This window comes from Arthrospira sp. PCC 8006 (assembly GCF_046480465.1).
Lineage (GTDB): Bacteria > Cyanobacteriota > Cyanobacteriia > Cyanobacteriales > Microcoleaceae > Limnospira > Limnospira platensis.
The window spans coordinates 1-6,706 of record NZ_PKGG01000254.1 but is presented as its reverse complement, the minus strand read 5'-3'; the positions used below and the strand labels follow the sequence as shown (position 1 = coordinate 6,706).

General features: G+C 46.7%; 8 protein-coding genes and 1 pseudogene. 5 read left to right on the top strand and 4 right to left on the bottom strand.

Going from position 1 to position 6,706, the window contains the following annotated elements:
• Positions 1 to 149: 149 nt before the first annotated feature.
• The 3 genes and pseudogenes from B9T16_RS24035 to B9T16_RS24025 all read right to left on the bottom strand — a co-directional run.
• Positions 150 to 374, bottom strand: coding sequence for a reverse transcriptase domain-containing protein (locus B9T16_RS24035; RefSeq protein WP_014276461.1), 225 nt, complete (start codon positions 372 to 374; stop codon positions 150 to 152).
• The gene (locus tag B9T16_RS24030; RefSeq protein WP_014276462.1) at positions 334 to 555 is read right to left on the bottom strand and encodes a hypothetical protein; all 222 of its coding nucleotides are present in this window, start codon (positions 553 to 555) and stop codon (positions 334 to 336) included. Before B9T16_RS24030 ends, B9T16_RS24035 begins: the two co-directional genes overlap by 41 nt.
• Positions 556 to 642: 87 nt before the next feature.
• Positions 643 to 798, bottom strand: a pseudogene (locus B9T16_RS24025) (reverse transcriptase N-terminal domain-containing protein); the annotation flags it as partial.
• Between the two features lie 753 nt (positions 799 to 1,551).
• Here B9T16_RS24025 and petC point away from each other — a divergent pair.
• The 4 genes from petC to B9T16_RS24005 all read left to right on the top strand — a co-directional run bounded on the left by petC (position 1,552) and on the right by B9T16_RS24005 (position 5,363).
• On the top strand, positions 1,552 to 2,091 hold the full coding sequence (gene petC, locus B9T16_RS24020) for a cytochrome b6-f complex iron-sulfur subunit (protein ID WP_006616506.1): 540 nt from the start codon (positions 1,552 to 1,554) through the stop codon (positions 2,089 to 2,091).
• A gap of 86 nt (positions 2,092 to 2,177) precedes the next feature.
• Entirely contained in the window at positions 2,178 to 3,167 is a 990-nt protein-coding gene (gene petA, locus B9T16_RS24015) for a cytochrome f (RefSeq protein WP_006616507.1), read from the top strand.
• 128 nt (positions 3,168 to 3,295) lie between these two features.
• Positions 3,296 to 3,829, top strand: a complete 534-nt coding sequence (locus tag B9T16_RS24010; protein WP_410245958.1) for a hypothetical protein — start codon at positions 3,296 to 3,298, stop codon at positions 3,827 to 3,829.
• 439 nt (positions 3,830 to 4,268) lie between these two features.
• Positions 4,269 to 5,363 (top strand): RuBisCO accumulation factor 1, encoded by a 1,095-nt coding sequence (locus B9T16_RS24005; RefSeq protein WP_014276463.1) that lies wholly within the window; start codon positions 4,269 to 4,271, stop codon positions 5,361 to 5,363.
• Positions 5,364 to 5,420: 57 nt separating this feature from the next.
• Here B9T16_RS24005 and B9T16_RS24000 read toward each other — a convergent pair whose 3' ends face one another.
• On the bottom strand, positions 5,421 to 6,188 hold the full coding sequence (locus B9T16_RS24000) for a hypothetical protein (protein WP_014276464.1): 768 nt from the start codon (positions 6,186 to 6,188) through the stop codon (positions 5,421 to 5,423).
• Between the two features lie 224 nt (positions 6,189 to 6,412).
• Between B9T16_RS24000 and B9T16_RS23995 the strand changes: the two genes are divergently transcribed.
• Positions 6,413 to 6,706: IS630 transposase-related protein (locus B9T16_RS23995; protein WP_410245959.1), on the top strand; the 294-nt coding region annotated here is incomplete at its 3' end.

Genomic DNA, 6,706 nt, shown 5'->3' with positions numbered 1-6,706 from the left:
GTTCGTTTATGACCTTGAGTTCCCTGCCTTGCTTAGTTACCTAAGCGTCGGGACATATAATCAGTTATGAGGATGCTCAGGAGAGGTCTCCTTATATCCAGATTCGGAGCTGGAATCCTCACCAGGTAGTTATTTCGGGCATTTCAGCCCTATTTCATACCCGAACGTCTCGCACCTGCATCCAGTATGTAATAACCTCCTTTGTTTATACTTTGAAAGATTCTGGATATTGCATCATGGGCTGACCGTCCGGGTCGGAACCCATAGCTGTTGCTTTCAAATCTCGATTCCCATTCAGGTTCGAGTGCCGATTTAACCAAGGCTTGCCTTGCTCTATCCTGGATTGTGGGTATTCCTATTCCAGCTTTTTTCATCCATTCCGGGTTTTGGAATCCACACCCGTCGCAGTGGTTTTGCTTTGAGGTTTCCCTTAATGTTCTTAACAAGCTCAAACCTTTGTCTTGGAGAGATTACTCTTACTCCATCGACTCCAGCCGTTTTCTTGCCTTGACCCGCTTGGGGGGCGGGTTTATTAAGCTGACTGTTGGGAAGCATGGCTGACCGTGGAACCCGCCCCTACAGCCGCACTGCTAAGAGTCGGGCATAATATGACTTCACCAATAGACGTTGCCACCTTCTTGCCTTTGCGTCCTGTCCCGATTTAGCTGCTTGAAATATCCTCTTTTGGAGCTTAAAGACGTATCGCTGAACCTTAGCCCAGTTGATACTTCTCCATCCATTCGTAGTCTTAGTAGGTCTCCGTTTATCGAAGCCTTTACCTTCTCTCGATTTCGTCATTTTGACTCCTACTCGACTCTATCCTTGCAATCAAACCGTGACCCGTTAGCATATCCCGTCCATTACAGCCGGGCGTTGGCTTCTGGTCACATCTCACCCCCTAATAGGCATACGCTTACACTTTTTCACTACTGACTCTCTCGACCAGATTATCAGAGCCTAAAAGGGTTTATAACGTTCCGTTTATATGGGCATTCCATCTTTAGACTTGTCCTTTCCACCGAGGTACTTTTAAAGGTCTGTGTAGGTAGCTTACAAATACTCCTACTTTTCCCTTTGCTCTTTTGAGCGCAGCGTATCAACCTATTTCGCTGCTTATTATTTACGATGGTTCAAGTCGGAACATTCAGATTTCCTTAGTCATGGATGGTTGGCAGTGGTCGGATTATTGGGAATAGGTTTCCCTCACGCCTTCCGTTCCCCGCTTCAATCTGACGGGTTGTGTATCCTGAAACTGGGGGTGGCTATCGCCGTTACTCTTTCCCACAATCGCCCAAGTGGTTTTAATCCTCCATGTTGTATAATTGAGTATTGCGATTTTCTTTGTGGGATTGACCTTGAGTTCCCTGCCTTGCTTTCGCTTTGGGACATATAAACAGTTATGAGGATGGTCAGGAGTGCGCTCCTTATATTCAACCAAGGGGTTGAAATCCTCACCAAGCGGTTATTTCGGGTATTGCAACCCTATTTCATGCCTGAACGTCTCGCACTTGTAAAGATCAAGTAACATAACACAGACAAACTGCATCGATCATGACTCAAATTTCTGCTAACTCTGATGTTCCGAGTATGGGACGTCGCCAATTTATGAATCTGCTGACCTTTGGTTCAGCAACCGGGGTGGCCCTAGGTGCGCTGTATCCCTTCGTCAAATATTTTATTCCTCCTTCAACTGGGGGAGCAGGTGGCGGTGTGATCGCCAAAGATGCTTTGGGTAATGATGTGGTAGCCAGCCAATTTGTGGCTACTCATAATGTAGGCGATCGCGTCTTGGCTCAAGGTCTCAAAGGTGATCCTACCTACCTAGTGATTGAAAATGATGGCAACCTGGCTGAATATGGCCTGAATGCGGTCTGTACTCACCTAGGTTGTGTGGTTCCCTGGAACAGCAGCGAGAATAAATTTATCTGTCCCTGTCACGGTTCCCAGTATGATGCTACTGGTAAGGTAGTGCGTGGTCCGGCTCCCCTGTCCTTGGCGCTGGTTCACACCGAAGTTGTGGACGACAAAGTAAGTTTCATTCCCTGGACTGAAACTGATTTCCGCACCAATGAAGCTCCCTGGTGGGCTTAATTGAGACTCAGGGGGGGATGGATAATATCTATCCCCAATCTGTGATCTAATGATAATTTACATTTTGAGAGAGATAGAACATTCCGATGTCAAACACTGACCGATTCGCAATTCTGCGTCGTGGCATTGGGGCAACTTTGCGGGTGTTATTAGTTGCAGTGGCAACCGCAGGGCTGTTCCTAGCCGGGGATTTGGTATTACCCCAAAGTGCTGCGGCTTATCCTTTCTGGGCTCAGGAAACTGCCCCAGAAACTCCTAGAGAAGCTACAGGCCGTATTGTTTGTGCTAACTGCCACTTGGCTGCTAAACCTACAGAAGTAGAGGTTCCCCAGTCTGTCTTACCTGATACTGTGTTTAAGGCTGTGGTGAAAATCCCCTATGATACTAATTTACAGCAGGTGTTGGGTGATGGTAGCAAAGGCGCTCTGAATGTGGGAGCGGTGTTGATGCTTCCAGAAGGCTTTAAAATTGCTCCCGCCGATCGCATTCCTGAAGAGATGGCCGAAGAAGTCGGTGGTCTTTACTTCCAACCCTACAGTGCTGATCAAGAAAATGTGGTGATTGTTGGTCCAATTCCTGGCGATCAATACCAAGAAATTGTCTTCCCGGTTCTGTCTCCAGACCCAGCTACTGATAAGTCTATCCACTTTGGTAAATATGCCATCTACGCTGGCGGAAACCGGGGTCGCGGTCAACTGTACCCGGCCGGTAATGCCAGCAATAACACGGTTTATAAAGCCTCTGTGGGTGGAACTATCACCGAAATTACTCAGGAAGAGTATGTTGGCTACCAGGTCACTATCACTACTGCTGAGGGCGATTCTGTGGTGGAAACTGTGCCTCCTGGTCCTGAGTTGATTGTTTCTGAGGGTCAACCTGTGGCGGCTGGTGATTCATTAACCAATAATCCTAATGTGGGTGGCTTTGGTCAAGATGATACTGAAATCGTACTCCAAAGTTCGACTCGGATTCAAGGTCTACTGGCATTTTTTGCCCTGGTGATGCTAACTCAGATTCTGTTAGTTCTCAAGAAAAAACAAGTGGAAAAAGTCCAAGCGGCTGAGATGAATTTCTAATTCTGGCTGTCCATTGGCTTCAACGTTGAAAGTCAGGGGGTAGGGTCTGATAATTAATAGTTGTTAATTGTGGATTCTGCCTCCGGCTTTCTCACTGGAAATTAAGCAAATTTATCAAGTTTTTACAAGTGGCGATCGCAACGGATACAATTAAAGCGGGAAAATTCGACTGGTTTTATCGGGAAATTAATCGGGAAGTTATCGATAAACCGCCTATATTATTTTTACATGGGTTAATTTCTCACGCGTTACAGTTGGACTGTAATTATGGAGGAAGTAGGCGAGAAAGGATACAAGTGCGATCGCACCCGACTGGCTGGGTTCTGGATATTCTGAGAAACCAGACAACAAGACAACCACGAGATTTTCCCTATACTCCAGATGCGTATATTCAATCCCCGCCAGAGTTTTTAAATGCTCTCCAATTAACTAAGTTTTATTGGGTGGTTCAAGGTTTCTTGGGTTCGGTGGGTTTACAGTATGCCCTGCGACACCCAGAACAAATTGAACGGCTGTTAATATTAAATACCCCCGTCTCAGGTGAGGGCAAAATTACCCTGGAAAATCAAACAGATGGCATTGCCTTTTATAGGGGATATGATGACTCAAGACCCGTTATTAGTCGATCGCACTCTGGAGGGGGGAAGCGGTTATGTGATTGAAGATAAGGAGCGAGATGTCTATCGCCGTCCGTTTCTCAAGTCCTCCTCTACGGGGCGGGCGCTCATGGCTTTTTCCCATTAAGAACCTACAATTGAATTGGTCTATGGAAGAAATTGTCTCAGGATTTTTTCCCAAAATGGTTGCATACCATAGAGATGATCTGGGGGACTGCTGACCCTTGGCTAGATCTGTCTATGGCGGAAAGTTTTGCCCTTGAAGAGGGGAGGGGCAGTATTGGTTAAACTAGATAAGGCTGGACATTATCCCCAAGACCATTGGCCCCAAGAAATCACCGAATCCCTACTGCTATTCCTGCGAAAAAAAGCACTCTGAACTCATAATGTGACGCTTCGACCCCATGGCGGATCTAGTTTTGGGGTTGGGGAATACAGCTAATCGTCACCTCGTCCGTAGATTTTCTATATACTACTGTCCAATATGACTGAAACATCCCCGAATCCGAAATTTACACCCCCAGTGGTCGAAAGTAATGTAGACCAACAAGCCTTGACGGGGCAACTTAGACGCAAAGAAGGCAGTTGGGTCGAGTGGGGTCAGGCCTGTGCTACTCTGCAAAAGTGCGGTAAAAATTCTGGCGAGATTTTTGAGGATACTGGTTTTGAACCTGTGCAACAAAATCAGGTAATTGTGGCTTCCCAGGTTTACCAGTCCATGGTTAAGGGGGAAACCTCCGAGAAGGTGCGATCGCATTTTTGGCAAAAAGGCAGCGATATCCTTTATGAACTTCGCATCCTCACCCAACCCCTGCGGGTGGCGGCGGCGGCGTTGATTCTGGAGTACAATTTAGATGCTGATGAGGCTAGAAATATCGCTAGAGCGCTGAAAGATTTTTCCCTGCTGCGGGGTATCGAGTCAGGATTTTCTACTGATGCGGGGGATATGGTGGCCTATTATTTCGCGAAATTGGCTCGCCAACAAAAGGATATTCAGGAGCGATCGCGCCTGATTGCTAAGGGTCTAAAATTTGTTAAATCTGCAGCGGCTAGAAGCGAGCTAGAACAGCTTTTAACTGATTTTACGGTTTCCTCTCTCAAAACTGCCCCTCGCCTGCCAGTTTATCGTTTAGAGGAATCTGAGGAACTTCCTTGTATTATGCCTGTGGTGGGGAGGTTACCCCTGAACAGGGAGGATTTGCAAGCTGTTCCTCTGTGTGAAGCGATCGAACCTTTTGGAATGATCAAATTTACGGGCTCAGGTGCGAGTCTGGCTTTACCAGGTTGGCAGGTAGTCCGAAATTCTGAGGACCCGGTGGTGATTTTATGCCCAAGCGATCAGCTTCCTACTCCTCTTCCTGGTTGTCAGGTTGAGGAAGTAGTTGCAGTCATTGATCGCGCCGCCAGGACATGGCAAGCAGACAGTTATTTTCTAGTGGAGGTTGAGGGTCAACTAGAATTGCAGTGGTTTGAGGAAAAACCAGAAGCGCCTCTGCTAGGCCGGGTAGTTCTGATTTTGCGTCCGAAACGGATTGTCGATGAAAATCAGATGACGGATATTTGGCAAGTTGAGGAGTAGGGCCCGTCAAACTCTTGCACCCAGAAATAGAGGCGATCGCGATCTAGCTATAGGATGTTAACGAGAACGACGCGATCGCATATTAGGGGGCAAAAAGTCAGCAGGTTCTTCCTCAATCCGATAAGGCCAGATATCAATAGGTTGAATTGAATAACGTTTCAACTCAGACCGACGATTAGATTGAGTCACCATCACCACTAAAGCGATCGCAAAAATACTACCACCCAAGACCACAGCCAGAATCACCCCCACCAGAAACCATAGCATAGCAGTTGGCAATCCATTGGAGCCAGAATTGCCTTGAGACAAGCGGTTTTGATCCAGAGTCAAATTACTAACCCGACGCTCCTGTTCTTGCAGTTGCATAGTCAGGCGTTCATTTTGCATTCGCTGCTGTTCAAGCTGAGTTGTAAGAGTTTCAATTTGAACCCGATGTCGCTCCAGTTGACTCGTTAGTTGGTCAATCTGAACCCGATGTCGTTCCAGTTGAGTAGTGATTTGTTGATTAGTCGTTTGTTGTCTTTCCCATTCTCGAAGTACATGAGACCCAGAACTTGAGGAATCAGAGGAACTAGGTGGGGGAGGTAAAGGAAAGGTGGGGATCGGAATCTGCCCATTGGGAAACGTCCCTAATGTTGACTCCGACACATTAGGCGGTGGCGGGAGAATTCCAGATGGGAAACTTGGGGGTGATGGTTCATCCTTTCCTAAAGACGATTGGTTACTCAAAAATAACCATGCGAATAGGAGTAGCATGGCTACCATTAAGGTAAACACACATCCCCATAAAAACCCCGTAGTCGGACTCATGCGTTTGGATTTCACACTTAGGCAGCTATAAGAGAATTCCAGGTTAAATCCTTTTCAACAGCCTAATGGCCTATCTAGGGTGATCAGTAGAAGAGAGACTTGCCATTGGACATCATGTACATCTCTGAATCTAACTGCTTACGAATCTAACCGAGTTGCATATTAACACGAAGCGTTTACCGTTGTCTTGGAATTGTATAGCACAAGACAGAAAAGTTAGGACGTATAATGGCAAGGATATCTACAGAAGACCCAAAAGGCCAGCCCCCTACAGTTACGACCTTAGACAAAAAGTTATTAATGCAATTGAACTAGACGGTATACCCAAAACCGAAGCCAGTCAAGTTTTCCATGTCAGCAGGAACACCATCAATCTCTGGCTGCAAAGAAAAGCACAGACCGGAGACTTCCTCCCTAAACCTAATCACCGACCTGGCAATAACCACAAAATTACCGACTGGCATAAATTCAAGGCTTTTGCCCAAGAGCATGGCGATCAAACCTCCGCTCCCATGGCTGAACTTTGGGATGAC